The sequence below is a fragment of the Agromyces cucurbitae genome (genome assembly GCF_058349945.1).
In genome coordinates, this window is sequence record NZ_JBYRES010000003.1 from 228,825 (window position 1) to 255,182 (window position 26,358).

Here is a 26,358-nt window from a genome sequence, read left to right on the forward strand (position 1 = left end):
GGCACTTCACCGGGAGAAGTGAAACGCACTTCTCCCGGTGAAGTGTGGTCAGCCGCGCCCGTTCCGGCTGTTCAGCGTGTTCCGTGAACCGGTCGCACCCATGACATCCCCAATAGGGACCGTTACGCCGACGCGGTCACGGATCTCGCGAAGGAGCTGTCGATCAAGCGGGCTCAGGTTCGTCGGCCCAGACACAACCGTGCTCGCCGCGGGTGCCGGCACCGAGTAGGTGTACGTTGCGGGGGCCGCCTCGTATCGTTGCGGGACTTTGTTGAAGGCCTCCCAGCGTGAGGTTTCGCCGCCGCTGTTGATCATGCTCAGCAGTCCCAGATTGCGGTGTGCCGCGGTCGCGTTGACGACGAACTCACCCGCCGACAGCATCGCCGGGATGTTGTCCTCACGCGGCCCACCAGGACCAGTCACGAGGCCACCATCGGCGTACTGACCGACGTTCATCGGCCGACCCGACATGTCCTTGATCGCCTGCACGTAGAGCGGGATCTGACGGCCCGAGTAGTCACGAATGAACCCGTCAAGTGCGGCCTGTGCAGCCGCAGTCTCCGCGATCACACGCCACTCCGACGAATCCGGAATCCGGTAGATCTGATCCGCCAATGCGCCCGCCTCATCGGCGTTCAAACCCAACTGCTCGGCCCGGTCAATCAGCGCCTGACGGCCGGCCTCGAGCGTGGCACGGTAATCGTCTGTGTTGCCGTCGAGATCAAACTGCGCCTTCGCTGCTTCCTGCGACTCCTTCGCGAGATCGACAAGCATGGCCATATTGTCACGGCCTGCCTGCGTGTTCTCATCCAGCCCGAGCGCGTACCCCTCGACCCCGTCCTTCGCGTTCTTGATCGTCTCGTCGACCTCCGCCAGGGCGTTCTTGTAGTCGAGGTTCTGAGAGACGGCATCCTGCCCGACACCGTTCGCCTCGTTGATCTGGTCGATGAGTTCCGAGATCTGCGAGCTCAATTCCTGTGCACCCGACGCAGCATCCAGATACGCGTCCGCCGCGCTCTTGGTCACCTCGACGCCGTCAGCCTGCGCACGGTTCTTCTGCTCAGCGACCTTGATCGCATCCGCGATGGAAGCCGACTCGCCACGAACCGAATCGACCACAATCTTGGAGGCGTTCGCATAGTCGAGGCCGCGAGTAGCCGAGTTCAGGGTGACCTTCTCGACCTCGCGCATCGCGTCGACATTGCCCATCGCGGCGTCCGTCACGGTATCGATCCCGAGACCGATCTTCTCCGCGGCCGAGTACGCGGAATCGGCCGCCTCGATCCAGAGGAAGGTGTCCTTCGTGGAGAGGTTCGCGATGACCATCTCCCTCGTCGATTCCGTCACCCGGCCGGTGGCTTCATCGAGGGTCGTCACGAAGCCCTCCGTCTTCGCCGATGCCTGCGCAGCCTCACTCGCCCACGCGGAGAGTGCAAGGCCGGCTATGGCGATCGCACCCCCCGCCAGACCGACGCCCTTCGCTGCCTGACCACCCGAAATACCAAGCGCCGACAGCGACGCCCTGAACTCCGCAATCTTCGGGATCGCGAGCAGTGCGGCACCGCCTGCGAGGCCCACAGCCGCCGTCAGACCGCCCATAGCAGTCCCAACACCCAGCACGGGCTCCGGGAGGTCACCGATCGCGTCAACGGCGCCCGTAGCGGCCTGCACGAGAGCCCGTAGCGCGTCGTTCGCTGCCGACCCGGACTGGATCAGGGTCGTGTCGATCGCCCCGCCCAGCTTCTCGACATCGCCCGCGAGGTTGTCCATCCGCATACGTGCGGTTTCCGCCGCGTACCCGGAATCGTCGACCGCCTTCGACCACTTGTTGATCCCCGCCTCACCCTCGGAGTAGAGCACCGTCGCAGCACGAATCGCGTCCTGCCCGAAGATCAGCTCGAGCGATGCATTCCGCTGCTGATCCGTCAAACCCTCAAGCGAGCCGCGGAGGTTGCCGGCGAACTTCGCCAACCCGATGAACGAGCCACTCGAGTCATAGGCGTTGAGCCCGAGACGTTCCATCTCGTCAGCAGCAGCCTTCGAATTCGGCGTCAGACCACCCAGCATCGTCTTGAACGCCGTGCCCGCGTCGGAACCCTTCAACCCCTGCGACGCGAACGCCGCAAGGCCAGCCGTGGTCTCCTCGATCGACAGCCCCGTACCGTGCGCAACCTGGCCAACCTGACCCATCGCCTGCGCAAGATCCTCAACCGAACCCGACGCCTTACCCGCACCGGCCGCGAACAGATCCGCGACATGTGGGAGATCCGACCCAGCAAGGTTGAACTGGTTCATCGCGTCAGCCGCAACCTCAGCCGACCGTGCAACCTCAATCCCACCGGCAGCCGCAAGGTTCAGCGCACCCGTCAAACCACCGCTGAGAATGTCAGCCGTCTCGAGACCGGCCTTTCCGAGCTCCTCAACCGCGCTCGCCGACTCAGTCGCCGAATACACGGTTGCCTCACCCGCATCAATTGCCGCTTGCCGCAGAGCCGTCATGTTCGCCACCGACTCATGCGATGCGGCCTGCACCGCCGACATCTGCTTATCGAACTCAGCGAACTTCGACACCGCCAGCCCCACACCGACCGCCGCCAATGCACCGATCGCGAGCGACGCCTTACCAACGCCATCAAACGCTTCCTTCTGCGCGGACAGCTTGCCCGCCTCAGTCGACGCGTCCCGCGTCGCCTTCGCCGCCTTCTCCATACCCGCCACGTACTGCGCCACCTGCGCCGTCAACGTAACTTTCGTTACCCGATCAGCCACCTCATACCTGCCTAACCCCCACGATTAATGCGAAGGGGACCGGGCGAGTTGTCCGGTCCCCGTTTGTGTTCTGTTGCTAGCGATCCCACTCGTAGTCGGCGGGTCGACCGTGTCGAATCCAGCGGCGCGCGCGAAGCACCCGCACAACGTCGGTGCCATACGACTCGAGCACGGCCCGTACATGCGCCCGCTGTGCCTCGAGACTCCACCGCGCCGCTTCGGCCTTCGCCCGCTCATACAGGGCCACCGTCTCCTCCGCGTTCAGACGGTCGTCCGGTCGCCGCCGTCTCACACCGACTCCGGATCAAACGGGGCATCCGGCATCACCAGCACCTCAACGAAGACACGCCCCGTTCGCGCCTCATACGCCGCCCGAGCCTCCTCGGCCGGCCGGAAATGGGTCTCCATCCATTCCTCCCAACGACGCACCCGCTCACTCGCGGGCAACGTCAAATCATCGACGAAGGGCGGCAGATCCGGGGCAGCCAGATCCTTCACCTCCTGCGGCACGCGCCGTCTCATCGGACCCTCGGCGAACGCACGCCCACCCGCTGCTGCGGCAACCGGCCAATGCCCTCGTCGTCGTCGAACGGAATCCGAAGCGACGCCATGCACCGGGCCAACGTGGTCGCCTGCTGACGGAACTCGACCACGGCGGGGTGGGCCTTCACACCCTGCGGCGACGACACGATCACGTCCCCGTCGTCGATAACCGCTTGCAGCCGATCCAGGGTGTCGACGATGCGACAAGCCGCCAAAAGTACCGCCATTTCGTGCTGACCCAGCTCGAAATCCTCGCTAACCTGCCGCCAAAGCCGTCGACCACCCGCCTTCAACCCCCTTGGAGCACGAGTTTCTGCGCTCATTCATGCCTCCAATCCCTGAAAACACGGGTGTTTCCGCCCGATAGGGCGATGCATCCAGCCTCTGGAGGGGTAAACCGCGTAGCCCGGGAGGTATTGGAGAAGGGGGCAGGGGCGGTCCCCCGGGTGGTGCTCATGCTCGGGACTGCGCGTACGCAGCGGCTCGGGCTTCCTGCACGAGGTCGCGGTTCGCTTCACGCTCGGCAACCACAGTCGAGGCGTTGGCTCGGTCGACCCGCTCTTGCGTCTCGGTGGGCGTTGCCAGGCTGACGGTGAATCCTGCCATGACCGCGGGCCACGGTTCCGCGTTCCCGAGTCGGACGAGTTCTGCCGCGGATGCGTTGCCGGGGTCCACGCATCGGACCACGCGTCCGAGCGGGGTGCCGTCGAGCCTGCCCACGGCGACGAGCAGCGGCTTGAGAGCGTTGTCGATCGAGATCAGGGTTGCGATGGCTTCACGTGACTTCGCTGCTGCCGTCGCCACCTCGACGTTGGCTCGTGTCAGGGCACTGGACTCGAGCTCTTCGATGCCGGTGCGGCGCAACGTTTCAGCGTGCTGGGTGAGTTCGGCTGCTGCCGCGTTGTAGGCCGGCTGGAAGGCTGCCACGATCTCGTCTGCGTACTCGGTCACCGTCTGCATGAGCTGGTGACGGGCGTGGTCCGTGAGTCGCGTCACGGTGTCAACCTGCCCGATCCGTTCGCGGACGATCGCCTGGTGGACGGTGGTGTCTTCGACGGGGTTCCGTCCTTCGCTGACCGCTGTGAGCACGGCTTCGGCGACGCTGGGGCCGTCGAGGTTGAGGTTGCTCACGGCGTGGGTGTTGTCGAGTTGAGTGTTGATGGTCTTACGCAGCGTGGGGTCGAGCTTCGCGGAGTGCTGTTCGGCGGCGCGAAGCATGGTGGTGACGAGCTGGGTGATGATTCGGGACATGTGGTCTACTCCTGGTTGAAAAGGTTGATGAAGGTCTGTTCCGGCCTGTGCTCTTCTTCGTCTTGAGGCGGGTTGAAGAGGTTCCGAACGAACTGCCGGTACTCGTCGTCGTCGGTCATGGTGGTCTCCTTGGTCAGCAGGTTGCTTCCTGCAATTGCGGGCAGGTGTCGTCGTGGTGCAGGACCATCCAGACGAAGAAGCCGGTTGTGAGTTCGACGCAGCGGATCTTGCCGGTGCAGTCCTGACAGGTGCCCCAGCCGCCCTCCCGGCCGATGTGGTCAATTGCCATTCGTTGTTCCTCGTCTCCGACCCGCCCAGAACCCCGCGGCGGGTCTCCCTTCTTGCGCGTAGGTCTCGCACGCGGCCCGCAGCGGGCATAGGGTGCAGAGTTCGCGACATTCGATTGCGTCGGCCGGACTGAGTTGGTCGGCGACGAAGCGGGGGTCGTTGAGGCACAGGGGATCGGTGTGCTGCATCGCGTCTTGCAGTGCGATAAACGCTGCTTCGCCCCTCATGCGACGAACTCCAATGGGGTGTCAGAAGTGTCAGGTTCGTTAGAACCGCCCTCGAAACTCACAGAGCTAACGGAACTAACAGGCCCGTAGAGACCTCTCTGGAGCTTCACGATTCGCCCACCCTCGGCGGCACGTTGCAGGTACACGTCGACCTTCCCGGCGATGCTCGGAAGCCCCTGCTTGAGATCCTTCGGCGAGACGCCTTGCGGATGCCGCTGCACCTCGGCGATCAGTGTGGCCATGTCGCTCCCGACGTTGTCTGTCGCCTTCGCTTCTGACTGTGCTGCTGCTGCGGCTTCGAGCGAGTCGCCGACGAGGGTCCATCGATGCCCGTCGAGTTCAACCCGGTACTCGCCTTCGGCGGCATCACGGGAGGTCACTGACAGGCACCCGCTGGTTTCGGTGCGGTTGCGGCGCAGCACGACGATGCTGTCTGCGGAGCCGGCGAGCCCCTGCGTGCCGCTCACCATGTCCAGGAAGTCCTCCGAGACCGCCTTTCGGGTGTGATGGACGGCAACGAGTGATGACCCTGGGTTGCTGTCTGTCAGCGCCTTGAGCTCGCCGCCCACGCGGTAGTCACGGGCGTAATCGGTCTCGCCGCCACGTGCCGATCGTTCGACCTTGCCGAGCGTGTCGAGGATGATCACTGGGTTCGTACCTGCAGCATCTGACATCCAATCTCGGAGCGTCGCGATCGGGTCGCCTGGAAGGGTCGTCGCGAAATCAAGATGCGGCGGCCCTTCCGTGACACCGAGCGCATGAAGACGCGACTGGAGACGCCGGGGACCGTCCTCGAGCGCCGCGTACAAAACAGGCCGGCGATGACCCACAGGCAACCTGCCGAGCGCGGTCCCACCCGTCGCGATCTGGTACGCCAGGTCGAGCGCGAACCACGACTTGCCCGCTTTCGGGGCGCCCGCGAGGAGCGTGAAACCCTCGGGGATGACACCCGGTACGGCGTACTCCACGGCAGGGAAATGCTGGCTCATGAGCCAGGTCGCGTTGAACACTCCGTTCATCGGGCATCACCTCCGACGAACCGGTCCCATTCGGCCGCGAAGTGCTCATCCATCCGCTTCCGGATGATGTCGGCGCGATCCCGGGGGTTGAATGCATACAGGTAGAGCCGGTCTGCCTCCAACTCGAGGCGGGCGATCTGCTGCTTGCAGGAGTCGACGCCATGCGCGTGCCCGATTGAGTACCAGGCGGACAGAGCTGGGGTTAGCTCGTGCAGTCCGATTTCACCTGCGACCAACCGCCAGAGAGCGGAGTCAAGCGCCTTCTCGACGCTCGCACCGATGAGGTGGGGTTCCGCCCGGGTCTGCTCGTCGACCGGTACGCTGTTGGTGAGAGTTTCTTTGTTGGCCGTCCGGTTTGCCCCCGGGCGGCTTTCTCGTTCTGCGCTCATCAGTAGCCACCTCCGACCTGGAGGTCGTTTCCGAGGTTCTGCAGGTGGATCATGTCCACACGGATGAGGCGGGGACCGAACCGCTTCGCACGAAGTGTGCCGTCTGCGATGCGGCGACGAATCGTCTTCTCCGAAGTGTTCCAGTAGGTGGCGGCCTGCCTGATCGAGCCCCACTCTGGGGTGTCCGTCGTCATACCTGGCTCCTTAAACGCCAAAAGGCGCAGCCATTGGCTGCGCCTTCTTGTGATGGACGGAGTTCTCCCCAGTGACGGGGCTCCTCCGTATCGGTGGATTGCCCCGTCAGGGGCGTGGGTTGCTACCTATTCAGATGTGCCAGTGTCCAGACATGTCGGCCACTGGTGGTTAAAAGCAAAACGCCCCTTGCGGGGCGTTGGATTCTTCGCACACTCGTCCTGTGTGCTTCAACGGTATCAGATCCTGCCAGTAGGCACACTAATTCGCTGTAGGTACAGGCTAACACGCTCAGGCTTGAGGCGAGGGCATCCGCGCGAGGTCAACGATCGCGGCCGTGAGTTCGCGCCAGTCGTCAACGCTGAAACCCTCGGGCCACGCCGTGAGACCCATCAACGTGCCTTCCGGCATTCGCGCGAAGCCGGCCGGCGAGTCCGGCAGGAAGGCGGACACGCCGTAGCTATCCAGCAAACGACGCGCCCGCCACTGCCAGTTATCTCGTCGAGGCCCGTTCAGGAAGGCTCTCGATCCAGGCGTCGAGGTCGGTCTTCTTGAACTTGATCAGCTTCTGCTTTCCGTACGCCGTGATTTCGCGCCTGTTCTTCATCTCATCGATATCGCGTAGTGAACCACTGATGTACGCGGCGGCGAGTTCTCTGGTCATGAGTGCCGGCCATGCTTCGAGTCGAACGATCATGGTGCCTCCCTGAGTTTTGAAGCGTCGAGTTCGGGTACAGGACTGTAGCCACGATTCTGGTCGCGGGCTACAGCTACGAACATCTCCGTGTCGTCATAGTCGCCTTCGAAGACGATCTGCCCATTGGGAGCCGTGATCGTGTACCAGTCGACGCCGACTGGCTTTCTGATCGTGAGATGCAGGCTTGCACACCAATTCCGCACGGTGACGTATGGGTGCGCGGTCTCGACGACAGCCATCAGCGGTTCGCCGCTCGCTGGTTCAGCAACTCGACCCGGTTCGCGAAGACCTTGAGATCCTCGGCAAGTGCTTCGGCCTGGTCTTCCGTGACGCCGTCTGTTCGGGCGATGAAGTCGGCGTACACATCCAACTTCCAGACGCCGTCCTCGGGTGCTTGGTAGATCTCGAGTGCGACGGAACCGTGCTCAGCCCGAGCGGCCACGTGAATGACGTAGTCCTCACCTTCGCCCAGGGTGTGCTCAGCATCGAGACAATTTGGGTTGTCGCACGGCACTGTTCGCAAAGTCCAGATGTCGGCGCTCGCCTCAGGGCGTGCACTGAGGTCAGATGCCGTCGCTTCAATAGACTTGACCATGATCTCGATCCTTTCTCGATCGATATCCATGCCCCCGGCCTGCTCCAACAGGTGCGGGGGTCTCTTCATAACCCCGGGTGGGGCTACGTCTCTTCCAACTCGCTCATCCGTCGAGCGAGCTCAGCGTCACGTCCGGCTGCGTGCTGGTACTTCATCGCAGCAGCAACCGTCGAGTGCCCGAGTCGTTCTTGAATCTCCTTCAACGTCGCCCCGGTCTGCGCATACTTCGTCGCCCCGTAATGGCGGAGAGCATGGAACGGCAGATCCTCGCGACCAGCAGCCTTGCGAGCGGGATACCAAGCCCTCACGAATGACGACTCGGCTAGGTGCCCGACACCATCTGGCGCTGGAAAGAGAAGCGCCTCCGGTCCCGTCGCAACATGTCGGCGCAAGTGATTCTCGATCGCGCTATTCACATGGGGCGGCAGTGTGATGACTCGTACGCCAGCCGCTGACTTGGTCGGGCCGACGATGTAACCGCGCCCCGTCGTGTGCGTAACGGCCCGCGATACCGACACCACGAACGTCTCATCGGCGACGGTGGTGACGTCCTTGCGACGAAGCTCGGTGAGTTCGCCGTATCGGAGCGCTCCCCAAGCTGCCAGCAGAACCGCAGCCTTGAACCGAGGGGCAATCGCATTGGCCATCGTGGCGAGCTCAGCCGAGGTCGGGGGAGTGATCTTCCGTCCGCTCGAGGCGTTCGCAGCGCCGCGGATCTGGCAGGGGTTCGACGGGATAAGCCCGTCCTGAACTGCCGTCGTCAGGATCGACTTCAATAGTGAGTAGGCGCGAGCGGTCTGCGTCTGGTGACCCGTGGTGATCTGCGCGGCGTACCAGCGGCGCACGACATCCGGCGCGATCTTCTTCACAGGCAGGTCGGCGAACGAGTCGAGCGGGCCAGCGAGCAGTCGTTCGTACTCAACGCGAGTGCGGGGACGGAGATGTTCGCCCCGACGATTTACGCGCGTGCTCAACCAGTCGTTGGCGAACTCCCTGAACGTGCCGCCGCTCGCGACCGCTGCCCGTTCTATCCACGTGCCGTCATCTATCGCTACGCTCACGCGTCGAAGCCATGCTCGAGCATCCTCGACACCATCGAACGTGTGGGGGGAGTTGTGGCGAACCACGTTCCCCTTCTCAGTCAGTTGCCCGTTGGGGTCGAGGTAACTCGCCTGGTATCGACCAGATGGGAGCTTGCGGATCGACCCGAAGCTCTCGCGTCGCTTCCGCTTTTTCGCGGGCACTGGAGCACGGCGTGCATTACTGTGCAATATCTCGTGTCCACTCGTGTCCGGTTGCGACATGCAGTGACCTTAACACGATCCGCCGACATCCGCTAGATAACGGGCGAGAGCGGCGAGACTGCGCCGAACTTCCCAGTAGCACGGATACAGTTTCGATCCCAGTATCGCCCACCACAACGAAAGCCCCGGCGCCGCCGGGGCTTTTCTCGTCTCCGCGTGCGACGGCTCCGTCGGTGAGCCAATTGCGGCGCGGCATCACACGCGCGATGGGAGGGGGCCGGACCCCGGTGACCGGCTTTCGCTTTCACCGGGATCCGGTGGGCCGACACGCGGTCGGTCCACGGGGAATTGTCCCCCGAAATGCCCGCTTCGGGGTACACCCCCGTTCGGGGCAATTCCGCTCGGGCGGGTCAGGGCTGCGTCCACGCGCTCGGTGCCGGCGGTGCGATGCGCGGCGGTCGGTCGTCGCAGGTGATCGTGTTCGGCAGCTCCCACGGCGCGAGCCACGGGCCGGTCGTGCCCCCGCCGTCATTGCCGCCGAGGTCCGTCACCGTGAACTCGGAGCCGGCCGACGTGAAGCCGAACGCACCGCAGTTGTTGATGCCGACGGCGCCGACGTTGCGGGCGTCGACGTTCGCGAACGACGCGCCGCCCGCGGTGCGGGCGCTGAGCACCGAGGTCCCGGTGCCGTCGATGCGGACGTCGCGGAAGGCGACGTGCTCGATGCGGTGGACGTCCTTCACGGGCCAGTCGGTCACGAGCATGATCGCGTTGTAGGTGCTGTCGAGGTAGTGGTCGCCCGACACCGTGATGTCGGCCGCGTCGATCGACCGGTCGAGGGCGAAGAACCAGATCGCACCGAGCCCGATGTTCCAGTTGAGCTCGTAGGTGCCGGCGCGAACCGTCGTGTTGTCGGTGATGGCGAGGCTGCCGGTGAACGGCTCGGCGCCGAATCGAGCGCCGACGTGGATGCCGCTGCCCTCGCGGATCGGGTCGGCGACGAGGTTGCCGGTGACGGTGTTGTCGGCGCCGCCGTAGATCGCGATGCCGTTCGCGAGGGTCGGCGTCTGCACCGTGTTGCGCGCGAAGGTGTTGCGGGCGTTCGCCGTGGCCTCCGACCACATCGCGAGCCCGTCGTCGCCGGTGTTGCGCACGAAGTTGTGCTCGACCGTCGAATCCGTCACGCCCGTGTGGAAGTTGAGGGCGTCGGCCACCTGGTCGACGATGATGTTGTCGCGCACGACGAGGCCGCTCATCGGCCCGTCGAACCACATGCCCACCTTCGTGTGCTCGATGTAGAGGCCCTCGATGGTGGAGTCGCTCATCGCACCGCCGACGCCGTTCACCTGGTCGGTGTCGATGCGCTCGGCGACGTCGCCGCGGATCGTGAATCCCGACAGGTGCACGTTCGAGCTGCCGCCCTCCGAGGCATCCCGCCCGTAGAAGCCCACGCCCGTGTGCACCGACCCGTCGGGGGCCGGGCCGTCGAGGGCGACCTCGGAGCCGCTGACGATCGTGTGCCAGTTGCCCGCACCTTCGATCGTGACGTCGTCGACGACGATGTGCCGATCGACGCGGAAGGTGCCGGGCGGCAGGTAGACGGAGACGCCGGTGCGCTTCGCGAAGGCGATGGCCCGCTCGATCGCGGGGGCGGCGTCGCGTCGGCCGGTCGGGTCGGCTCCGAATGCGAGCACGTTCGCCGCGCCCGGGCTGCGCAACGGCGGCGCGACGAGCTCGGTGTCGACGAGGTCGATCGTCGTGAGCGCCGCGTTCGTGCCGGCCGGCGCCGTCAGCCGCAGGACGTCGCCGGCCCGGTAGGTCTTCGTGAGCAGCAGACGCTGCTCGTCGTAGAAGTGCATCGGACGGAACGGCTTCTCGACCTCGTAGTCCTCGCCGGGGACGCAGCCGCACTCGGTGATCCACCAGTCGGGGTGGAGGAGTCCGGCGTTCGGGTCGTTCGTGAACGGGTACTGGTTGTACAGCCACGAGTACTCGCTCGTGAGGGTCATCGTGCGCTGCTGCTTGCCGTCGACGGTCACCTCGAGCGGGGCCTCGATGCCGCCGCCGTGCGGCGCGTCGGGGATCGAGTAGCGGACGGTGATCGCGTTCGTGCGCTCGGGCAGGGTGAACTCGACGTACTGGCCAGGGGCGAGCTGCACGGCCGAGCGGCCGGAGGCCTCGGCGGCGAGCGTGTACGCGTCGCGACTCGGCGCGAGCACGGTGCCGGTGGTCGTCGCGTGCTCGGCCTCCTGCTCGAGGAAGGGCACGTCGGCACCGCGGCCGGCGACGAGGGCCGGGTCGAGCGCCGCGCGCGTGAGGTGCGGCGCGGGTGCCGAGGGCGGTTTCGGCGCGGCCGTCGCCGTCGCCGGAGCGGCGAGCAGCGCGGTCGCGGCGACGGCGATCACGAGGGCGGCGCCGGCGGCCGATCGTGGTCTGCGTGCGGGGGAGCGGCGGGTCATGTCGGCACGGTCCTCTCGAGTCGTGTGCGTTCATCGGACAGCTCGCGGGCAGCGGATCGGCCCGGATGCGGCCGACCCTAGGAGCGTGGAACCAGATGCCACAAGTCGTTGACCTGAAATGTCGCAGAATTATCGAGTTCTTGCACGAGCAAGCGCAAGCGGTCGCAAGTCGGCCGCGGGACGAGGCATCGGCTTGCGTGGATTCCGGCGCAAGCCGTGCGCCCGAGCAGGGGGTGACGGCCGACTACAGTTGAAGGGTTCGTTTCGAGAATCAAGGAGTGGATCCAGGTGGCTGACGGCTTCGAGCTCTTCACCGACCGTTCCGTTGTCGCGATGCGCGTCAACGGCGAGCTCAAGGACCTCGCCACGACGGTGACGGACGCCGACGTCGTCGAGCCCGTGACGATCGACTCGCCCGACGGGCTCAACATCCTGCGCCACTCGACTGCGCACGTGCTCGCGCAGGCGGTGCAGAACGTGAACCCCGAGGCGAAGCTCGGCATCGGCCCGCCCGTCACCGACGGGTTCTACTACGACTTCGACGTCGCCGAGGCCTTCTCGACGGACGACCTCAAGGCGCTCGACAAGGAGATGGCGCGCATCATCCGCGCCGGCCAGCGGTTCGTGCGCCGGGTCGTGACCGACGACGAGGCGCGGGCCGAGCTCGCGTCGGAGCCCTACAAGCTCGAGCTGATCGGGCTCAAGGGCAGCGCCTCGAGCGGCGGTGACAACGAGAACGTCGAGGTCGGCGCCGGTGAGCTCACCATCTACGACAACGTCGACCCCAAGACGGGCGAGGTCGCCTGGAAGGACCTCTGCCGCGGGCCGCACCTGCCGAACACGCGCATGATCGGCAACGGCTGGGCGCTGCAGCGCGTCGCCGGCGCCTACTGGCGCGGGAGCGAGAAGAACCCGCAGCTCCAGCGCATCTACGGCACCGCGTGGCCCACGAAGGACGAGCTGCGCGCCTACCAGCACCGGCTCGAAGAGGCCGCGAAGCGCGACCACCGCAAGCTCGGCAAGGAGCTCGACCTGTTCAGCTTCCCCGACGAGATCGGCTCGGGGCTCTCGGTCTGGCACCCCAAGGGCGGCATCGTGCGCGGCGAGATGGAGCAGCACGCCCGCCGGCGCCACATCGCGGGCGGCTACACCTACGTGTACACGCCGCACATCTCGAAGGAGGATCTCTTCCTCCAGTCGAACCACCTCGTCACCTACCGCGAGGGCATGTTCCCGCCGATCGTCATGGACGAGGAGCGGGACGCCGAGGGCAACGTGACGAAGCAGGGCCAGGACTACTACCTGAAGCCCATGAACTGCCCGATGCACATCCTCATCTACAAGGAGCGCGCGCGCAGCTACCGCGACCTGCCGATGCGGCTCGCCGAGAACGGCACCGTGTACCGCAACGAGCTCTCGGGCGCGCTGCACGGCCTCACCCGCGTGCGCGGCTTCACCCAGGACGACTCGCACCTCTTCGTCACCCCCGAGCAGCTCGAGGAGGAGGCGACCCGCGTGCTCGAGTTCGTCATCTCGATGCTGCGCGACTTCGGCCTCGAGGACTTCGAGCTCGAGCTGTCGATGCGCGACGACGAGAAGTCGAAGTGGATCGGCACCGACGAGTTCTGGGAGTACTCGACGAACGCGCTGCGCAACGTCGCGGTCGCGAGCGGGCTGAAGCTCACCGAGGTGCCGGGAGAGGCCGCCTTCTACGGCCCCAAGATCGACCTCAAGACCCGCGACGCCATCGGCCGCACCTGGCAGCTGTCGACCGTGCAGGTCGACCCGAACCTGCCCGAGCGGTTCGAACTCGAGTACATGGGCCCCGACGGCGAGAAGCACCGGCCGATCATGATCCACCGGGCGCTGTTCGGCTCCATCGAGCGGTTCTTCGCGATCCTGCTCGAGCACTACGCCGGCGTCTTCCCGGTGTGGCTCGCACCCGTCCAGGTCGTCGGCATCCCCGTGGCCGACGAGTACGCGCCGTACCTCGGGGCGATCATCGAGCAGCTGAAGGGCTTCGGCGTGCGCGCCGAGCTCGACGTGAGCGACGACCGCATGCAGAAGAAGATCCGCACGCACACCACCCAGAAGGTGCCGTTCCAGCTCATCGCAGGCGACAACGACCGCTCGGGCGAGACGGTGAGCTTCCGGTTCCGCGACGGCACACAGGAGAACGGCGTGCCGATCGATCGGGCGATCGCGCTCGTGCGCGAGTCGATCGCCGATCACCGGCAGGTGACGACCCGCGACGACCTGTTCGCATGACCAGCTACGACCGCGACGAGTTCGACGGGGTCCCCACGGACTCCTCGGCCGACCTGGCCGGCGTGCCCGATGCGTTCCAGCGCCTCTGGACCCCCCATCGGCTCGTCTACATCCAGCAGGGGCAGCAGCCCGACGAGCATTCGTGCCCGTTCTGCCGCGCCCCCGAGATGAGCGACGAGCAGTCGCTCATCGTCGCGCGCGGCGAGCACGCGTACGTGCTGCTCAACCTCTTCCCGTACAACTCGGGGCACCTCTTGGTCTGCCCGTACCGCCACATCGCGACGTACGACGAGGCGAGCGCCGAGGAGGTCGCCGAGATCGGCGAGCTCACGCAGACGGCGATGCGGGTCGTCAAGCAGGTCTCGAGGTGCGACGGCTTCAACATCGGCATGAACCAGGGCCGCATCGCGGGCGCCGGCATCGCCGAGCACCTGCACCAGCACATCGTGCCGCGCTGGGCGCTCGACTCGAACTTCTTCCCCATCATCGCGGGTACGAAGGCGCTGCCGCGCCTGCTCGGCGAGGTGCGCCAGGAGATCGCCGACGGCTGGCCGCGCTGAGCATTCGCCGCACACGACGAAGCCCCGGTCGTCGGCCGGGGCTTCGTCATGCGGCGAGGGGTCAGCGGACCTGCTGCACCTCGAACTGCATGCGCGGATTCGCGTAGAACTCCTGCGACTCGACGAGCTGCAGCTCGCGCTCGCCCGAGTCGTGCGTCGTGGCGAGCAGGTCGTAGACGCTCGAGATGGTGCGGGCGAGGGCGTCGGCCGCATCGCCCGTGCGGCGGTAGTGCGCGGTGAAGAGGGCCGCAGTGACGTCGCCCGAGCCGTTCGCCTTGAGCGGCAGGTGGGGGGTCTTCGCGAGCCAGGCCCCGCGCTCGTCGACCGCGAGCATCTCGATCGTGCCGGTCTCGCGGTCGGGTCGCTCGACGCTCGTGACGAGTACCGTCGACGGGCCGGAGGCGCGGGCGAGGTCGACCGAGGCGAGCGTCGACTCGAGCGTGTCGGGCTCGGTGCCCGTGAGGTAGCCGAGCTCGAACTGGTTGGGCGTGATGAGGTCGGCGGCGGGGACGACCCGCTCGCGCAGCAGCACCGGGATGGCGGGCGCCACGAAGCAGCCCGACTTGGCGTTGCCCATGACGGGGTCGCAGGCGTAGATCGCCGACGGGTTGGCGGCCTTCACTCGTGAGACGGCGTCGAGGATGACGTCGGCGATGCCGTCGCTGCCCTGGTAGCCGCTCAGCACGACGTCGATGTCGCCGAGCACTCCGCGCTCCTCGATGCCGGTGATCACCTCGCGCACGTCGTCGGGGGAGATGAGCGGGCCGCGCCAGGCTCCGTACCCGGTGTGGTTCGAGAAGTTCACCGTGTAGACGGGAAGCACCTCGACGCCGATGCGCTGGAGGGGGAACACTGCCGCGGAGTTGCCGACGTGGCCGAAGGCGACCGCCGACTGGATCGAGAGGATCTTCACCGTTCGATCATCGCATCTCCCACGCGGGCGTTCCGTCCGGCGGGCTCACCCCGACCCGAGGCGGCGCGCACCGCTGCGCCGACGTCGGCGGCGAGCTTGCGGAGGTCGTCGTCGTCGAGGTCGTGCACGGTGAGGCGCAGGCGATCCGACGGAGCCCGCTCGCCGAGCGCGAACTCGTCGCCCGGGCGGGCCAGCCAGCCGCGACGCATGAGCTGCTCGGAGACGGTGCGGGCGGGCGCCCCGAGCGGCACCCAGACGTTGAGGCCGTCGCCCGGCGTCGTCGGCACGCCCGCCGAGGTCAGGAGCTCGGCGAACGCGGCGTTGCGCTCGGCGTAGTGCTCGCCCGCGGCGCGGATGGCGTCGGCGACGACGGGGTCGGTCGCGAGGGCGTGCACGAGGCGCTGCAAGAGGTGGCTCACCCACGTCGTGCCGGGGGTCAACCGCATGGCCAATCGGTCGGCCGTCTCGGGGTCCGATCCGGTCACTGCGAGGCACATGTCGGGCCCGAGGAACTTCGAGACCGAGCGCACGAGCGCCCAGCGGCGGTGCTCGGGGCCGATGAGGGACTGGAACGGCTGCTGCGACAGCAGCGAGTAGTGGTCGTCCTCGATGACGAGCACGTACGGGTGTTCGCGCAGCACCTCGCGAAGCGCCGCGGCGCGGCCGGCCGTGAGGCTCGCTCCCGTCGGGTTCTGCGCGCGCGGTGTGCAGATGACGGCTCGCACGCCCTGCTCGAGCGCGGCGCGGAGGCCCTCGACCGTCATGCCCTCGTCGTCGACCGCGACGGGCACGGGCCGGTAGCCGGCGACGCGCACCGTGTGGATGCTCGTGAGGAAGCAGGGATCTTCGAGTGCGACGGCGTCGTCGCGGGTGAGCGCCTGGGCGAGCAGGCGCTCGACGGCGTCGGCGGCCCCGCTCGTGACCGTGAGGCGCATCGGCGTGCCGGCCGGCAGGTCGTCGCGCATCCAGTCGTCGGCCCACCGCTCGAGTCCGGGATCGATGACCGGCTCGCCGTAGAGCACGGGACGCCTGGCGATCGTCGCAAGCGCTCGTGAGGGGTCGGGGATGTACGAGGCATCCGGGTTGCCCGTGCCGATGTCGCGGAGGGCGGTGTCGTGGGCGAAGCCCTCCTGGGCGACGGCTGCCGTGCCGGCGACCCGTGTGCCGCCGCGGCCGAGCGTGACCACCACGCCCGCGCTCGTGAGCTGACGGTACGCGGCGACGGCGGTGTTGCGGTTCACGCCGAGCTGCTCGGCGAGGCTCCGCACCGGCGGGAGGGTATCGCCGGGCCGCAGGTCGCCGCGTTCGATCAGCGTGCGCAGGCTCTCGGCGATCTCCGCCGCCGAACGTCCCTCGATGTCGATGCTCACGTCACCATCCTTCCGCAGTTCTCCAGCCATGCTATCTTTTGGCCTAGGTCAATCATTCCGTTGGTCTGTACTGATGCGCGGACGCCACGCGCTCGTCGAAAGGATTCCCCAGTGACCGCACCCGAGACGGGCTCGAACCGCGTCAAGCGCGGCCTCGCCGAGATGCTGAAGGGCGGCGTCATCATGGACGTCGTCACCCCCGAGCAGGCGCGCATCGCCGAGGACGCCGGCGCCGTCGCCGTCATGGCGCTCGAGCGCGTCCCCGCCGACATCCGCGCGCAGGGCGGCGTCGCCCGCATGAGCGACCCCGACCTCATCGAGGCGATCATCGCCGAGGTCTCGATCCCCGTCATGGCGAAGGCCCGCATCGGCCACTTCGTCGAGGCGCAGGTGCTGCAGGCGCTCGACGTCGACTACATCGACGAGTCCGAGGTGCTCTCGCCCGCCGACTACGTGAACCACATCGACAAGTGGAACTTCACCGTGCCCTTCGTCTGCGGCGCGACCAACCTGGGCGAGGCGCTCCGTCGCATCAACGAGGGCGCCGCGATGATCCGCTCGAAGGGCGAGGCCGGCACGGGCGACGTCTCGGAGGCGACGAAGCACATCCGCAAGATCACCTCCGAGATCAACGCGCTGCGCTCGATGACGAAGGACGAGCTCTACGTCGCGGCGAAGGAGCTCCAGGCGCCCTACGAACTCGTCGCAGAGGTCGCCGAGACCGGCAAGCTGCCGGTCGTGCTGTTCACCGCGGGCGGCGTCGCCACGCCGGCCGACGCGGCCATGATGATGCAGCTCGGCGCCGACGGCGTCTTCGTGGGCTCCGGCATCTTCAAGTCGGGCAACCCCGAGGCGCGCGCTGCCGCCGTCGTCAAGGCGACCACCTTCTACGACGACCCGTCGGTCATCGCCGAGGTGTCGCGCGGCCTCGGCGAGGCGATGGTCGGCATCAACGTCGGCGACCTGCCCGCGCCGCACCGCCTCGCCGAGCGCGGCTGGTGACGACGACGCTGCGAGCCGGCTCCCTCGACGCGGGGCCGGTCTCGGCCGGCCCCCGCGTCGGGGTCCTGGCACTGCAGGGCGACTTCCGCGAGCACGCGCACGTGCTCGCGGCGCTCGGCGCGCGCGTCACCCTCGTGCGCCGCCCCGAGGAGCTCGCCGAGGTCGACGGGCTCGTGATCCCCGGCGGCGAGTCGAGCGTGATCGACAAGCTGTCGCGGACGTTCGGACTCGCCGAGCCGCTGAGGGCCGCGATCGCCGCGGGGATGCCGGTCTACGGCACGTGCGCCGGGCTCATCATGCTCGCCGACACGGTGCTCGACGCGATCGAGGGCCAGCAGTCGCTCGGCGGCCTCGACGTCGTCGTGCGCCGCAATGCCTTCGGCTCGCAGAACCAGTCGTTCGAGACCGATCTCGCGATCCCCGAGCTGGGCGACCCGCCCGTGCACGCGGTCTTCATCCGCGGCCCGGTCGTGGAGTCGGTCGGGCCGGCGGCGACGGCGCTCGCGACGCTCGACGACGGGCGCGTCGTCGCGGTCGAGCAGGGCAACCTCCTCGGCACGAGCTTCCACCCCGAGATCAACGGCGAGCACCGCTTCCACGAGTACTTCCTGTCGAAGGTCGGCGTGCGCGTCTGAGCCCCCGAACGGGGGCGTCCGTCTCAGTGCCGGCACCGATTCCGTCGGCGCGTCCCGCCGATAGCGTCGCCCGCATGACCAGACGACTGCCGAGCTCCGGAGCCGACGACCGCGTCGTCGACGAGACCGGGTGCGACACGAGCGACATCCTCCTCGTCCACCGCATCTTCCGCTGGGGGTACCGCGAACTGCCGCGCTCCGTGCGCGAGGTCGCGCCCGGCGACCTCGCGCGGGCGGAGACCGTCGCGCGAGCGGTCGACCTCATCGACATGGGGCTGCACGTGCATCACGAGGGTGAGGACGAGCTGCTCTGGGACCGCCTCGAACGACGCGAACCCGGCTGCTCGATGCACGTCGACGTGATGAAGGCGCAGCACGCGCGCGTCGCCGAACTGCTCGAGGTCGTCGACCCGCTCGTCGGGGAGTGGCGGACGACCGCCGACCCGGCGACGGGGGAGCGGCTCGCCGCGGCACTCGACGACGTGGGTACGACGCTCGGGGTGCACCTCGGCCGCGAGGAGGCCGATGTCGTGCCCGTCGCCGCCCGCGTGCTCACCCAGGCGGAATGGGACGCGATCGGCGAGCACGGGCGCGGGGCGCTGCCGAAGGAGGCGATGCCCATCCAGCTCGGCCTCATGCTCGACGCCGTGCCGCCCGCCGAGCGCGACGACTGGCTCAAGGCGAACCTGCCGGCGCCCATCCGTCTGCTCTGGGTGCTGCTCATGCGCCGGAAGTACACGGCCTGGCAGCGGGACGTCTTCCCGCAGGGGATGCCCGCGCTCGTCTGAGCGGGTCGGGCGGCGCGTGCCGCACGGTTCGTCGGTACGAGGCGCTACGCTCGCCCACGTGACCGAATGGATCGCCCTGCTCCGCGGGGTCAACGTGGGCGGCATCACCGTGAGGTCAGCCGACCTCGCCGAGCTCTTCCGGGGGCTCGGCTTCGACGGGGTGCGCACCGTGCTCGCGAGCGGCAACGTCGCGTTCTCGGCGGGCGGCGGCGATGACGATGCGGATGCCGCGGGGCTGAAGTCGCGCATCGAACAGGCGCTCTCCGACCGGTTCGGCTACGAGGCATGGATCGTGCTCGTCTCGCGCGACGACCTCGAGCGGGTCATCGACGGCTTCCCGTTCGATGCGGAGCGCGAGGGGTGGCATCCCTACGTGGTGTTCTCATCGTCGCCGGCGGCGCTCGGCGAACTCGTCGACTCGTCGGCCGACCTCGACCCGGTCGATGACGTGGTGACCGCGGGTGACGGGGTGATCTACTGGCACAACCGTCGCGAGCGCGGCGTCGACAGCCCGTTCTCGAAGCTGACGGCGAAGGCCCGGTTCAAGCCGAGCATCACGACGCGCAACCTCCGCACGCTCCGCAAGCTGGTCGGTTGAATCGGGTGGGCCGCTGCATCCCGGGCGCGTGATCACGGGCGCTCACCGCGCGCTCGACTAGAATGTACGCTCGGCGGGCGCCCCCGCCGAGAAGTCGATACAGGAGCAGCATGTCCGGGCATTCCAAGTGGGCGACGACCAAGCACAAGAAGGCCGTCATCGACGCGCGTCGCGCGAAGTCGTTCGCGAAGCTCATCAAGAACATCGAGGTGGCGGCCAAGATGGGCGGCGCCGACATGAACGGCAACCCGACCCTGTACGACGCCGTGCAGAAGGCCAAGAAGACCTCGGTGCCGAACGACAACATCGATCGCGCCATCAAGCGCGGCGCCGGCATCGGCGGCGAGGCCGTCGAGTACCTCAGCATCACGTACGAGGCCTACGGCCCGTCGGGCGTCGCCCTCATGGTCGAGGTGCTGACCGACAACAAGAACCGCGCGGCCGCCGAGGTGCGCACGGGACTCAGCCGCAACGGCGGCACCCTCGCCGACCCGGGTTCGGTCGCGTACAACTTCACCCGCAAGGGCGTCATCGTCGTCTCGGGCGAGGGCACCACCGAAGACGACGTCATGATGGCCGCGCTCGAGGCCGGCGCCGAAGAGATCGAGCCGCACGCGCAGGGCTTCGAGGTCATCACCGACCCGTCCGAGATGGTCGAGGTGCGCAAGGCGCTGCAGGAGGCCGGGCTCGACTACGAGTCGGCCGACATCGAGTTCGTGCCGAACCTCAAGGTCGAGATCGACGCCGACACCGCGCGCAAGGTGTTCCGGCTCATCGATGCCCTCGAAGACTCCGACGACGTGCAGAACGTCTACAGCAACTTCGACCTGACCCCCGAGGTGCAGGCCGAGCTCGAGGCGGAGTAGGCCGATCGCCATGCGGGTGCTCGGTATCGACCCCGGGCTCACCCGCTGCGGCGTCGGCGTCGTCGACGTGCAGGGCGATCGGACCGCCCGGCTCGTCGACGTCGTCGTGCTGCGGTCGCCGACCGACGCGCCCATCGAGCGCCGGCTCGCACGCATCGCCGACGGCCTCGAGGCGATCTTCGACGAGCACCGGCCCCAGGCGGTCGCGCTCGAGCGGGTGTTCGCCCGTTCCGACGTGTCCACGATCATGGGCACGGCGCAGATCTCGGGCGTCGCGATGCTCATCGCCGCTCGCAGGGAGCTTCCCGTCGCGCTGCACACGCCCTCCGAGGTGAAGGCCGCGATCACCGGCTACGGTCGCGCCGACAAGAAGCAGGTCGGTGCGATGGTCGCGCGCATCCTCGGGCTCGAGGCCGTCCCGAAGCCGGCCGACGCGGCCGACGCGCTCGCGCTCGCGATCTGCCACGCCTGGCGCACCGGAGGGGTCGCCGGTGAGGCGATCCGCGAGGCGGCGCGGGGCGGCGGTCGCGGCGCCGCGACGACGGCGGATGCCTCGGCGCTGACCCCCGCGCAGCGGGCATGGCTCGCCGCTGAGCGCTCCGCAGCGGTGTCGGGGGCGGCCCGTAGGGTGAAGGAGTGATCTCCTCTCTTCGCGGGCGCGTGCTCGCCGCCGCCGGCAGTTCCGTCGTCATCGACGTCGGCGGCGTCGGCTTCCAGGTCAACACCACCCCGGCGCTCGTGCTCGCGAGCCGAGAGGGGCACGAGCTCTCGGTGCACACCTCCCTCATCGTCCGCGAAGACTCGCTCACCCTCTTCGGCTTCGGCACGCGTGACGAGCTCGACGTGTTCGAGCTGCTCATCGGGGTGACCGGCGTGGGCCCGAAGTCGGCGCTGGGCGTGCTGTCGTCGCTCTCGCCCGACCAGGTGGCCGAGGCCGTGCACCGTGAAGACGACGCGGTCTTCCGCAAGGTCAGCGGCATCGGGCCGAAGACCGCGAAGCTCATCACGGTGTCGCTCGCGGGCAAGCTCGCGGCACCCGCGGTGCGCTCGGCGGCGGCACCCGTCGCCGCAGGCGGCGTGGCCGACAGCGTGCTCGCCGCGCTCACGGGGCTCGGCTGGTCCGAGCGCGTCGCCGCCGACGCACTCGACGAGACGATGGCGGGCGCCACCGAGGTCGAGCAGGCCTCCGTGCCGACGCTCCTGCGGTTGACGCTCGCCCGGCTCGGGCCCGCGCAGCAGGCGGCGAGGGGCGGCCGATGAACCGGCCGGTCGACGACCTCACCGATCCCGTCCTCGCATCCGAGGCCGAGCTCGCGTTCGAGGGCGCGCTGCGGCCGCGCAGCCTCGAGGAGTTCGTGGGCCAGACGCGGGTGCGGGGGCAGTTGCAGCTGCTGCTCACCGCGGCCGCGCTGCAGCAGCGCACCCCCGACCACATCCTGCTCGCGGGCCCGCCCGGACTCGGCAAGACGACCCTCGCCATGATCGTCGCCCACGAGGGCGGGCGGCCGCTGCGCATGTCGAGCGGTCCGGCGATCCAGCACGCGGGCGACCTCGCGGCCATCCTCAGTTCGCTCGTGCCGGGCGAGGTGCTCTTCATCGACGAGATCCATCGCATGGCGCGATCGGCCGAAGAGATGCTGTACCTCGCGATGGAGGACTTCCGCATCGACATCATGGTCGGCAAGGGCGCCGGCGCGACGTCGGTGCCGCTCGACCTCGCCCCGTTCACGCTCGTCGGCGCGACGACGCGTGCGGGCCTGCTGCCGAACCCGCTGCGCGACCGCTTCGGGTTCACGGCCCACCTCGAGTTCTACGACGAGGCCGAGCTCGAGCAGGTGCTCGGGCGCGCCGCCGCGATGCTGTCGCTCGACATCGATCGCGAGGCCCTCGCCGAGATCGCGGGCCGGTGCCGCGGCACGCCGCGCATCGCGAACCGCCTGCTCCGCCGGGTACGCGACTACGCGCTCGTGCATTCCGGCCGCGCCGACGTCGACGCGGTGCGCGCGGCGCTCGAGCTCTACGACGTCGACGCGCTCGGCCTCGACCGGCTCGACCGGGCGGTGATGGAGACGATCCTCACGCGCTTCGGCGGCGGACCGGTCGGCCTCAACACGCTCGCCGTGTCGGTCGGTGAAGAGGCCGAGACCATCGAAGCGGTCGTCGAGCCGTTCCTCGTGCGCATCGGACTCATCACGCGCACCCCTCGCGGACGGGTCGCGACCCCGGCCGCGTGGCGGCACTTCGGGCTCGCGCAGGGGTCCGACGGTGCGGCAGCGGTCCTTCCGATCGATGACCTATAATCCATTGAGGCGTCACCCTCAACGCCCCTCGACTTCGTGCGCAACGCGCACCCCGGAAGGTATCTCACCCTCATGACGTTCGATCCGATCACCATCATCATGCTCGCCGTCCTGGCGGTCCTGATCTTCTTCATGTTCCGCAACTCGCGCAAGCGACAGGCCGACGCGAAGGAGATGCAGGCGAAGGTCCAGCCCGGTGCGCAGGTGATGACGAACTTCGGCGTGTTCGGCACCATCCTCTCGATCGACGAGGACGAGAACCAGGTGCTGCTCGAGACGTCGCCGGGCACGATCCTGACGGTGCACCGCCAGACGATCGCACGTGTGGTCGAGCCGACCGCCGACGCCGACGAGACGCCGGCGGTCGCCGACGGCGAGCCGGAGTTCGGCGAGCGGGTCTCCGAGGCCCCGGCCGATGAGACCCCGGCCGACTCGACGAGCACCGACCAGTCGAACAACGACGAGAAGCCCGACACCAAGTAGTCGAGCGACTCGGATTCACCCTGAGGCTGGGCCCGTGCGATGTCGCGCGGGCTCCTGCAGAGAAAGCAGAACACGTGGCTGCACCATCGAAGCGGTCATCCCGGCCGACGCCCGTCCGCAAGGCCTGGCGATCACTCATCTGGCTGGGTGTCATCATCGCCCTCCTGTTCGGCATCAACGCCGCAGGCGTGATGTGGGGCGGTGGCTCCTGGACGCCGAAACTCGCGCTCGACCTCGAGGGCGGCACGCAGATCATCCTCGCGCCGAAGCTCGAGACCGGTGACACCGCTTCGCAGGAGCAGCTCGACCAGGCCGTCTCGATCATCCGCCAGCGCGTCGACGCGTCGGGTGTCGCCGAGGCCGAGATCAACACCGAGGGCCAGAACATCGTCGTTCGCATCCCCGGTGAGCTCGACGACCAGACGCGCGCCCGCATCGAGCAGTCCGCCAAGCTCGAGCTGCGCGCCGTGCTGCTCGCCGACGCCGCGACGAACCAGACGATCGACCCGAGCGAGAGCCCGTCGCCGACCGAGGCCCCGGCCGAGGAGCTCGAGTCGACGCCGACCGCGGTGCCGACCGACGGCAGCGACCCCGCGTGGATCACGCCCGCACTGCAGGCCGAGTTCGACTCGTTCGACTGCTCGCAGATGGACGAGGTCGATGCGAGCGTGGCCCCGGCCGACGAGCCGCTCGTCACGTGCGACGAGACCCGCACTGCGAAGTACCTGCTCGGTCCGGTCGAGGCGAGCGGCGAGAACATCGTCGACGCCACGAACGGCATGGTCACGACGCAGACCGGTGCCTCGACCGGCCAGTGGGCCGTCAACATCGTCTTCGACGAGAAGGGCACCGAGGAGTTCGCGAAGGTCAGCACCCGGCTCTTCGCCCTCTCGGGGCAGACGCCGCGCGACCAGTTCGCGTTCGTGCTCGACGGCGCCGTGCTGACGGCGCCGGCGATGAACGGCGCGATCACCGACGGTCGTCCGCAGATCACGGGCAGCTTCTCGCAGGAGTCGTCGAAGGCCCTCGCCGACCAGCTCAAGTTCGGCGCGCTGCCGATCAGCTTCACGGTGCAGTCGTCCGACACCATCTCGGCGACGCTCGGCACCTCGCAGCTCGAGTCGGGCCTGATCGCCGGCCTCATCGGCCTCATCCTGGTCGTGATCTACACGCTCTTCCAGTACCGCGCGCTCGGCTCGGTGACGATCGCGTCGCTCATGATCGCGGCCCTCATCACCTACCTGACGATCACGATCCTCTCGTGGCGCGAGGGCTACCGCCTCTCGCTCGCGGGCATCGCGGGCCTCATCGTCGCGATCGGCTTCACGGCCGACTCGTTCATCGTGTACTTCGAACGCGTGCGCGACGAACTGCGCGACGGACGTCCGCTCGTCGGCGCCGTCGAGGCCGGATGGAAGCGGGCGTTCCGCACGATCCTCGCCTCGAAGGGCGTCAACCTGCTCGCGGCGATCGTGCTGTTCATCCTCGCGGTCGGCAGCGTGAAGGGCTTCGCCTACACCCTCGGCCTCACGACGATCATCGACGTCGTGATCGTGATCCTGTTCACGCACCCGATGCTGCAGCTGCTCGCGCAGACGAGGTTCTTCTCGAGCGGCAACCCGTGGTCGGGCCTCGACCCGAACGCCCTCGGCGCCGTGTACCGCGGCCGTGCCGAGTTCCGCAAGCCCACCGCCGTGCCCGCCAAGAAGGCCGCCTCGAGCGCGAAGGAGGCGCAGCGCCGGCAGACCATCGCCGAGCGCAAGGCGGCCGCCGTCGGCGCCGGCGATACCAAGAACGAGGGGGAGGAGTCCTGATGGCGAACCGTCTCACGACCTTCGGCAACGACCTCTACACCGGCAAGCGCTCGTTCAACTTCGTCGGCGGCCGCAAGAAGTGGTTCACGATCGCCGGCGTGATCGTGCTGCTCTCGGTGGTGATCCCGCTCCTGACCGGTGTGCACTTCAGCATCGAGTTCCGCGGCGGGTCGCAGTTCCAGATCTCCGGCGTCGAAGACGCGACGGCGCAGCCCGCGATCGACGCGGTCGAGTCGGTCGTGCCCGACGCGACCACCAAGGTCACCATCGTCGGCGACGTCGGCGTGCGCGTGCAGACCGACCAGCTCTCGCAGGACGAGTCGCACGAGGTCGCCTCGGCGCTGGCGGAGGCGTACGACGTGCCCGAGTCCGAGGTCACGACCTCGTTCGTGGGCCCGAGCTGGGGCGCCGACGTCACCCGCCAGGCCGTCGTCGGCCTCATCGCCTTCGTGCTGCTCGCCGCGCTCGTCATGGCGCTCTACTTCCGCACCTGGAAGATGTCGCTCGCCGCGATCCTCGCGCTCATGGCCGACCTCGTGATCACGACGGGGCTCTACGCGGCGGTCGGGTTCGAGATCAGCCCCGCGGCCATGATCGGTATCCTCACGATCCTCAGCTACTCGCTCTACGACACGGTCGTCGTGTTCGACAAGATCCGCGAGAACACCGCTGAAGACGGCCAGGAGTCGCGGCGCACCTTCGCCGAGTCGGTGAACCTCGCGGTCAACCAGACCCTCGTGCGCTCGATCAACACGAGCGTCGTGGCGGCCCTCCCGGTCGCGTCGATCCTCTTCATCGGCGCCGGCGTGCTGGGTGCGGACACGCTGCGCGACATCTCGCTCGCGCTGCTCATCGGCATCCTCGTCGGCACCTGGTCGACGGTGTTCCTCGCGGCCCCGCTCTACTCGCTCCTGCGCGAGGGCGAGCCCGAGATCAAGCGTCACGACCAGAAGGTGCTGAAGGAGCGCGAGCGCGCCGGGGCGTCGACGAGCACGGCCGAGGCACTGCCGAGCGCATGACGTTCGCCCCCGGCGTGCACGCTCGTGCACGCCACGCCCTCCGGAGCGGTGATAATTGAGTTCTGGAGG

30 protein-coding genes are annotated in these 26,358 nt (G+C 67.9%); 13 read left to right on the top strand and 17 right to left on the bottom strand.

The genetic code is table 11. The annotated features are described in order from the left end of the window. Positions 1 to 48 precede the first annotated feature (48 nt). The 15 genes from AC3RJ6_RS12300 to AC3RJ6_RS12370 all read right to left on the bottom strand — a co-directional run bounded on the left by AC3RJ6_RS12300 (position 49) and on the right by AC3RJ6_RS12370 (position 11,673). The gene (locus AC3RJ6_RS12300) at positions 49 to 2,769 is read right to left on the bottom strand and encodes a phage tail tape measure protein (protein WP_491427362.1); all 2,721 of its coding nucleotides are present in this window, start codon (positions 2,767 to 2,769) and stop codon (positions 49 to 51) included. A gap of 288 nt (positions 2,770 to 3,057) precedes the next feature. Beyond that, on the bottom strand, positions 3,058 to 3,279 hold the full coding sequence (locus AC3RJ6_RS12305; protein WP_491427363.1) for a hypothetical protein: 222 nt from the start codon (positions 3,277 to 3,279) through the stop codon (positions 3,058 to 3,060). A gap of 8 nt (positions 3,280 to 3,287) precedes the next feature. Beyond that, the gene (locus AC3RJ6_RS12310; RefSeq protein WP_491427364.1) at positions 3,288 to 3,635 is read right to left on the bottom strand and encodes a terminase; all 348 of its coding nucleotides are present in this window, start codon (positions 3,633 to 3,635) and stop codon (positions 3,288 to 3,290) included. 130 nt (positions 3,636 to 3,765) lie between these two features. Further along, positions 3,766 to 4,563, bottom strand: coding sequence for a hypothetical protein (locus AC3RJ6_RS12315; protein WP_491427365.1), 798 nt, complete (start codon positions 4,561 to 4,563; stop codon positions 3,766 to 3,768). A gap of 133 nt (positions 4,564 to 4,696) precedes the next feature. Continuing rightward, positions 4,697 to 4,852, bottom strand: a complete 156-nt coding sequence (locus tag AC3RJ6_RS12320) for a hypothetical protein (RefSeq protein WP_491427366.1) — start codon at positions 4,850 to 4,852, stop codon at positions 4,697 to 4,699. Next, positions 4,842 to 5,078 (bottom strand): WhiB family transcriptional regulator, encoded by a 237-nt coding sequence (locus AC3RJ6_RS12325; RefSeq protein ID WP_491427367.1) that lies wholly within the window; start codon positions 5,076 to 5,078, stop codon positions 4,842 to 4,844. The genes AC3RJ6_RS12320 and AC3RJ6_RS12325 overlap by 11 nt, the downstream gene beginning before the upstream one ends. Further along, positions 5,075 to 6,097, bottom strand: coding sequence for an AAA family ATPase (locus tag AC3RJ6_RS12330; protein ID WP_491427368.1), 1,023 nt, complete (start codon positions 6,095 to 6,097; stop codon positions 5,075 to 5,077). Before AC3RJ6_RS12330 ends, AC3RJ6_RS12325 begins: the two co-directional genes overlap by 4 nt. Beyond that, positions 6,094 to 6,486 (bottom strand): hypothetical protein, encoded by a 393-nt coding sequence (locus AC3RJ6_RS12335; RefSeq protein WP_491427369.1) that lies wholly within the window; start codon positions 6,484 to 6,486, stop codon positions 6,094 to 6,096. The genes AC3RJ6_RS12330 and AC3RJ6_RS12335 overlap by 4 nt, the downstream gene beginning before the upstream one ends. After that, positions 6,486 to 6,680, bottom strand: coding sequence for a helix-turn-helix transcriptional regulator (locus AC3RJ6_RS12340; RefSeq protein ID WP_491427370.1), 195 nt, complete (start codon positions 6,678 to 6,680; stop codon positions 6,486 to 6,488). The genes AC3RJ6_RS12335 and AC3RJ6_RS12340 overlap by 1 nt, the downstream gene beginning before the upstream one ends. 289 nt (positions 6,681 to 6,969) lie before the next feature. Continuing rightward, the gene (locus AC3RJ6_RS12345) at positions 6,970 to 7,131 is read right to left on the bottom strand and encodes a hypothetical protein (protein WP_491427371.1); all 162 of its coding nucleotides are present in this window, start codon (positions 7,129 to 7,131) and stop codon (positions 6,970 to 6,972) included. 40 nt (positions 7,132 to 7,171) lie between these two features. Next, complete coding sequence (locus AC3RJ6_RS12350) at positions 7,172 to 7,375, bottom strand: MerR family transcriptional regulator (protein WP_491427372.1); 204 nt, start codon at positions 7,373 to 7,375, stop codon at positions 7,172 to 7,174. Beyond that, positions 7,372 to 7,614 (bottom strand): hypothetical protein, encoded by a 243-nt coding sequence (locus AC3RJ6_RS12355; RefSeq protein WP_491427373.1) that lies wholly within the window; start codon positions 7,612 to 7,614, stop codon positions 7,372 to 7,374. The genes AC3RJ6_RS12350 and AC3RJ6_RS12355 overlap by 4 nt, the downstream gene beginning before the upstream one ends. Next, the gene (locus AC3RJ6_RS12360) at positions 7,614 to 8,000 is read right to left on the bottom strand and encodes a hypothetical protein (protein WP_491427374.1); all 387 of its coding nucleotides are present in this window, start codon (positions 7,998 to 8,000) and stop codon (positions 7,614 to 7,616) included. The genes AC3RJ6_RS12355 and AC3RJ6_RS12360 overlap by 1 nt, the downstream gene beginning before the upstream one ends. Positions 8,001 to 8,053: 53 nt before the next feature. Beyond that, positions 8,054 to 9,214: a site-specific integrase gene (locus AC3RJ6_RS12365; RefSeq protein WP_491427798.1), complete on the bottom strand. Its 1,161-nt coding sequence runs from the start codon at positions 9,212 to 9,214 to the stop codon at positions 8,054 to 8,056. Positions 9,215 to 9,624: 410 nt separating this feature from the next. Then, positions 9,625 to 11,673: a glycosyl hydrolase family 28-related protein gene (locus AC3RJ6_RS12370; protein ID WP_491427375.1), complete on the bottom strand. Its 2,049-nt coding sequence runs from the start codon at positions 11,671 to 11,673 to the stop codon at positions 9,625 to 9,627. A gap of 288 nt (positions 11,674 to 11,961) precedes the next feature. On the opposite strand from AC3RJ6_RS12370, the gene thrS reads away from it, so the two are divergent. Then, complete coding sequence (gene thrS / locus AC3RJ6_RS12375) at positions 11,962 to 13,941, top strand: threonine--tRNA ligase (protein ID WP_491427376.1); 1,980 nt, start codon at positions 11,962 to 11,964, stop codon at positions 13,939 to 13,941. Continuing rightward, positions 13,938 to 14,501: an HIT family protein gene (locus AC3RJ6_RS12380; protein ID WP_491427378.1), complete on the top strand. Its 564-nt coding sequence runs from the start codon at positions 13,938 to 13,940 to the stop codon at positions 14,499 to 14,501. The genes thrS and AC3RJ6_RS12380 overlap by 4 nt, the downstream gene beginning before the upstream one ends. 61 nt (positions 14,502 to 14,562) lie before the next feature. Here AC3RJ6_RS12380 and pdxY read toward each other — a convergent pair whose 3' ends face one another. Together pdxY and AC3RJ6_RS12390 are read right to left on the bottom strand one after the other, a co-directional pair. Further along, positions 14,563 to 15,414: a pyridoxal kinase PdxY gene (pdxY, locus tag AC3RJ6_RS12385; RefSeq protein ID WP_491427379.1), complete on the bottom strand. Its 852-nt coding sequence runs from the start codon at positions 15,412 to 15,414 to the stop codon at positions 14,563 to 14,565. Further along, entirely contained in the window at positions 15,411 to 16,814 is a 1,404-nt protein-coding gene (locus AC3RJ6_RS12390) for an aminotransferase class I/II-fold pyridoxal phosphate-dependent enzyme (RefSeq protein ID WP_491427380.1), read from the bottom strand. The genes pdxY and AC3RJ6_RS12390 overlap by 4 nt, the downstream gene beginning before the upstream one ends. 81 nt (positions 16,815 to 16,895) lie before the next feature. On the opposite strand from AC3RJ6_RS12390, the gene pdxS reads away from it, so the two are divergent. The 11 genes from pdxS (at position 16,896) to secF (ending at position 26,289) form a co-directional block, all read left to right on the top strand. Beyond that, entirely contained in the window at positions 16,896 to 17,786 is an 891-nt protein-coding gene (gene pdxS, locus AC3RJ6_RS12395) for a pyridoxal 5'-phosphate synthase lyase subunit PdxS (protein WP_491427381.1), read from the top strand. Continuing rightward, positions 17,783 to 18,421: a pyridoxal 5'-phosphate synthase glutaminase subunit PdxT gene (gene pdxT / locus AC3RJ6_RS12400; RefSeq protein ID WP_491427382.1), complete on the top strand. Its 639-nt coding sequence runs from the start codon at positions 17,783 to 17,785 to the stop codon at positions 18,419 to 18,421. Before pdxS ends, pdxT begins: the two co-directional genes overlap by 4 nt. Before the next feature lie 74 nt (positions 18,422 to 18,495). Then, the gene (locus AC3RJ6_RS12405; RefSeq protein ID WP_491427383.1) at positions 18,496 to 19,209 is read left to right on the top strand and encodes a hemerythrin domain-containing protein; all 714 of its coding nucleotides are present in this window, start codon (positions 18,496 to 18,498) and stop codon (positions 19,207 to 19,209) included. A 58-nt stretch (positions 19,210 to 19,267) separates the two neighbouring features. Continuing rightward, positions 19,268 to 19,807 carry a DUF1697 domain-containing protein gene (locus tag AC3RJ6_RS12410; protein ID WP_491427384.1) on the top strand — a complete coding sequence of 180 codons (540 nt, stop codon included), beginning with the start codon at positions 19,268 to 19,270 and terminating at the stop codon, positions 19,805 to 19,807. Between the two features lie 110 nt (positions 19,808 to 19,917). After that, complete coding sequence (locus AC3RJ6_RS12415) at positions 19,918 to 20,673, top strand: YebC/PmpR family DNA-binding transcriptional regulator (protein ID WP_491427385.1); 756 nt, start codon at positions 19,918 to 19,920, stop codon at positions 20,671 to 20,673. Between the two features lie 10 nt (positions 20,674 to 20,683). Beyond that, entirely contained in the window at positions 20,684 to 21,313 is a 630-nt protein-coding gene (gene ruvC / locus AC3RJ6_RS12420; RefSeq protein ID WP_491427386.1) for a crossover junction endodeoxyribonuclease RuvC, read from the top strand. Beyond that, on the top strand, positions 21,310 to 21,933 hold the full coding sequence (ruvA, locus tag AC3RJ6_RS12425) for a Holliday junction branch migration protein RuvA (protein ID WP_491427387.1): 624 nt from the start codon (positions 21,310 to 21,312) through the stop codon (positions 21,931 to 21,933). Before ruvC ends, ruvA begins: the two co-directional genes overlap by 4 nt. Continuing rightward, the gene (gene ruvB / locus AC3RJ6_RS12430) at positions 21,930 to 22,973 is read left to right on the top strand and encodes a Holliday junction branch migration DNA helicase RuvB (RefSeq protein WP_491427388.1); all 1,044 of its coding nucleotides are present in this window, start codon (positions 21,930 to 21,932) and stop codon (positions 22,971 to 22,973) included. The genes ruvA and ruvB overlap by 4 nt, the downstream gene beginning before the upstream one ends. Positions 22,974 to 23,045: 72 nt before the next feature. After that, positions 23,046 to 23,456: a preprotein translocase subunit YajC gene (gene yajC, locus AC3RJ6_RS12435; RefSeq protein WP_491427389.1), complete on the top strand. Its 411-nt coding sequence runs from the start codon at positions 23,046 to 23,048 to the stop codon at positions 23,454 to 23,456. Positions 23,457 to 23,647: 191 nt separating this feature from the next. After that, positions 23,648 to 25,270: a protein translocase subunit SecD gene (gene secD, locus AC3RJ6_RS12440; protein ID WP_491427799.1), complete on the top strand. Its 1,623-nt coding sequence runs from the start codon at positions 23,648 to 23,650 to the stop codon at positions 25,268 to 25,270. Continuing rightward, positions 25,270 to 26,289 carry a protein translocase subunit SecF gene (gene secF / locus AC3RJ6_RS12445; RefSeq protein WP_491427390.1) on the top strand — a complete coding sequence of 340 codons (1,020 nt, stop codon included), beginning with the start codon at positions 25,270 to 25,272 and terminating at the stop codon, positions 26,287 to 26,289. Before secD ends, secF begins: the two co-directional genes overlap by 1 nt. The last annotated feature ends 69 nt before the right edge of the window (positions 26,290 to 26,358 follow it).